Source organism: Sphingomonas sp. Ag1 (assembly GCF_000980895.1).
In the GTDB taxonomy this organism is placed as follows: domain Bacteria; phylum Pseudomonadota; class Alphaproteobacteria; order Sphingomonadales; family Sphingomonadaceae; genus Sphingomonas; species Sphingomonas panaciterrae.
The window spans coordinates 1-1,926 of record NZ_LAZX01000026.1 but is presented as its reverse complement, the minus strand read 5'-3'; the positions used below and the strand labels follow the sequence as shown (position 1 = coordinate 1,926).

At 60.1% G+C, this 1,926-nt stretch carries 5 protein-coding genes; all 5 read right to left on the bottom strand.

All coding sequences use genetic code 11. The features are described from left to right. Nucleotides 1-203: hypothetical protein (locus tag XM50_RS20635; protein ID WP_231621808.1), on the bottom strand; the 203-nt coding region annotated here is incomplete at its 3' end. Continuing rightward, nucleotides 200-556: a hypothetical protein gene (locus XM50_RS00230; RefSeq protein WP_197075236.1), complete on the bottom strand. Its 357-nt coding sequence runs from the start codon at nt 554-556 to the stop codon at nt 200-202. The genes XM50_RS20635 and XM50_RS00230, both read right to left, overlap by 4 nt. A gap of 44 nt (nt 557-600) precedes the next feature. Next, nucleotides 601-948: a hypothetical protein gene (locus tag XM50_RS00225; protein WP_046406349.1), complete on the bottom strand. Its 348-nt coding sequence runs from the start codon at nt 946-948 to the stop codon at nt 601-603. Then, nucleotides 948-1,565, bottom strand: a complete 618-nt coding sequence (locus XM50_RS00220; RefSeq protein WP_331386547.1) for a DnaT-like ssDNA-binding protein — start codon at nt 1,563-1,565, stop codon at nt 948-950. Before XM50_RS00220 ends, XM50_RS00225 begins: the two co-directional genes overlap by 1 nt. A 79-nt stretch (nt 1,566-1,644) precedes the next feature. Beyond that, nucleotides 1,645-1,926, bottom strand: a 282-nt coding sequence (locus tag XM50_RS00215; protein ID WP_046406346.1) for a phage major capsid protein, incomplete at its 5' end; no start/stop codon positions are given.

The following is a 1,926-nucleotide window of genomic DNA, read 5'->3' as shown; positions in this document are numbered from 1 at the left end:
TCGCGCTGTACGCGGACGCGGGAGTTGCCAAGGCTGCGCTGTTCCTCGCTACCGGGGCGAACCGAGAAGCGGACGAAAGAGGCAGGCACCACGGCGTTTGCGCGGGCATTGTCGTAGATGAGGGGAACGGGAGCACCGAGGTTCTTCCAGCCGGAAGCTGCGCGCCTCCTGAGTGCTTCAATGTCTGTGCTGTGTCCGGTCATGGTCGCCTCCGCGTGGCACTGTCGATCGCGGCTTCGATCCAACCGGATGGCTTGCTCACTGCTCGCCCTGCGTTCAGTCCTTCGACGTGATCCTGATTGTTGACGATGTTGATCTTGTCGCCGATGCCGGCTGTCAGGATGGTTGCCTGACCGCGCGCCTTCGCTGCGCTGCCGCCCACATCGGGCTTGTCCAGCTTGTCACTCGGAGTGACGTTCACTCCGACATGCCAATCACCGATCGTGACGCTGGTATCTTCTGGCGTGCCATCTACGACGCCATCGAGAATGTCGCCGGCAGTCCGACGAACGATCTTCTCGGCATCAGCGATTGCCTTACGCTTGGCCGCGGCCAAGCTCTTCACGACACCGCCGATGTTGCTGACACCCGAGCGCGCCATTAGCCGAGCACCACTTCATAGGTGATGACCGTGCCGGCTGGTGCCTTCGCTGCTACCTCAACGACAGTGTAGGTCCTCGCGCCAACGATCAGTTCGTCATTGGGCTGTGGCTCTACCTTGTTGTCGAGCACGGCGACGAGCTTGCTGCCCAGATACGCACCAGCGTTCCAGACTTCCTTCGTCTTCACCACGCACGCGACGGGAACGTCACGCTGAGTGACGGGAACCGGCTCGCCGTTGTCGTCATAGCCGCCACCACTCTTGCGACGGAGCTTTCCCTTGCCGCCGAGCGGCCCGGTGAGCAGTTGGGAAGCCGCGTTAGCGAATGTGTCGTAGATCCCGGCCATTAGCGCGCACCGCCTGGCCTTACGATCGACGTGCCCTTGAACGATCCCCAGCGCGCGAGACGCATGAACACGGCATCAGCAGCCGCGACAGCGTTCGTTGGCTTGATCGTGCCAACGCCGTCCAGCTTCACCTCAGACGCATTGAAGCCGTTGTCTTGCCAGAGCGTGATGTTGCGGACCTTGAAGGCCGCTAGGATCGCCTGTGCTTCCAGCACGTCTTGCGGGATCACGTCTTCGCTCAGCATTTCTGGCGTAGCCAGCAGGCCGGGGGACTCAAACATGATAAAGCGCGCGTATTCTTCGGCGCAGGGATCAAGGTGGGGATAGGTCCGGGCGAACCAATCGGGTCCGACCTTCTTCGCTTCAAGCTCAACGCCCTTGCGGGGCCATGCGAGCGTCTGAAGTGGATCGACCGCTTGGCCCTTCCACGTCCACATGCGGCTAATCTCTTTGGCCGCTTCGATCAGGTAAGGTCCGTCATCGGCACCCAACTCAGGTGAGACACCGAGTAGGGGATGAGCGAAGTCCACGAGGAACTGATTGGCCTGTGGAATGGTCTGCCAGCTATTCGCGGCTGGTCCTGTAATCTCTAGTGCCAATGCTCCATCCTCGACTATAAGTGTCGAGTATTTATTGAAGAGGCACGTCAGTCATGGAGAAGCCCGACTTCTCAGTCGGGCTTCCCTGTTTCTGCGATTAAGCCGTTACCAGCTCAAGTGCGCGGATTGCCTTGTAGTCGACAATCGCACCGCCAACGCGGCGACGAGCGGAGTACTTGACGTACTGTGGCTCGGTGATTGGATCGACAACCCACTTCATCGCGCCGAAGTCAACGATGGTGTAAGCCTTAGCAAAATCTGCGAGCAGAATTGCAGGGGTGCCGTCCTGAAGGGCGTCGGCAATCGTTGGCATGGAGTCGTCGATGACGTATGGCATGTTGTGGACGGTGCCAGCGAAGCCGCCAGCAACGCTTGCATC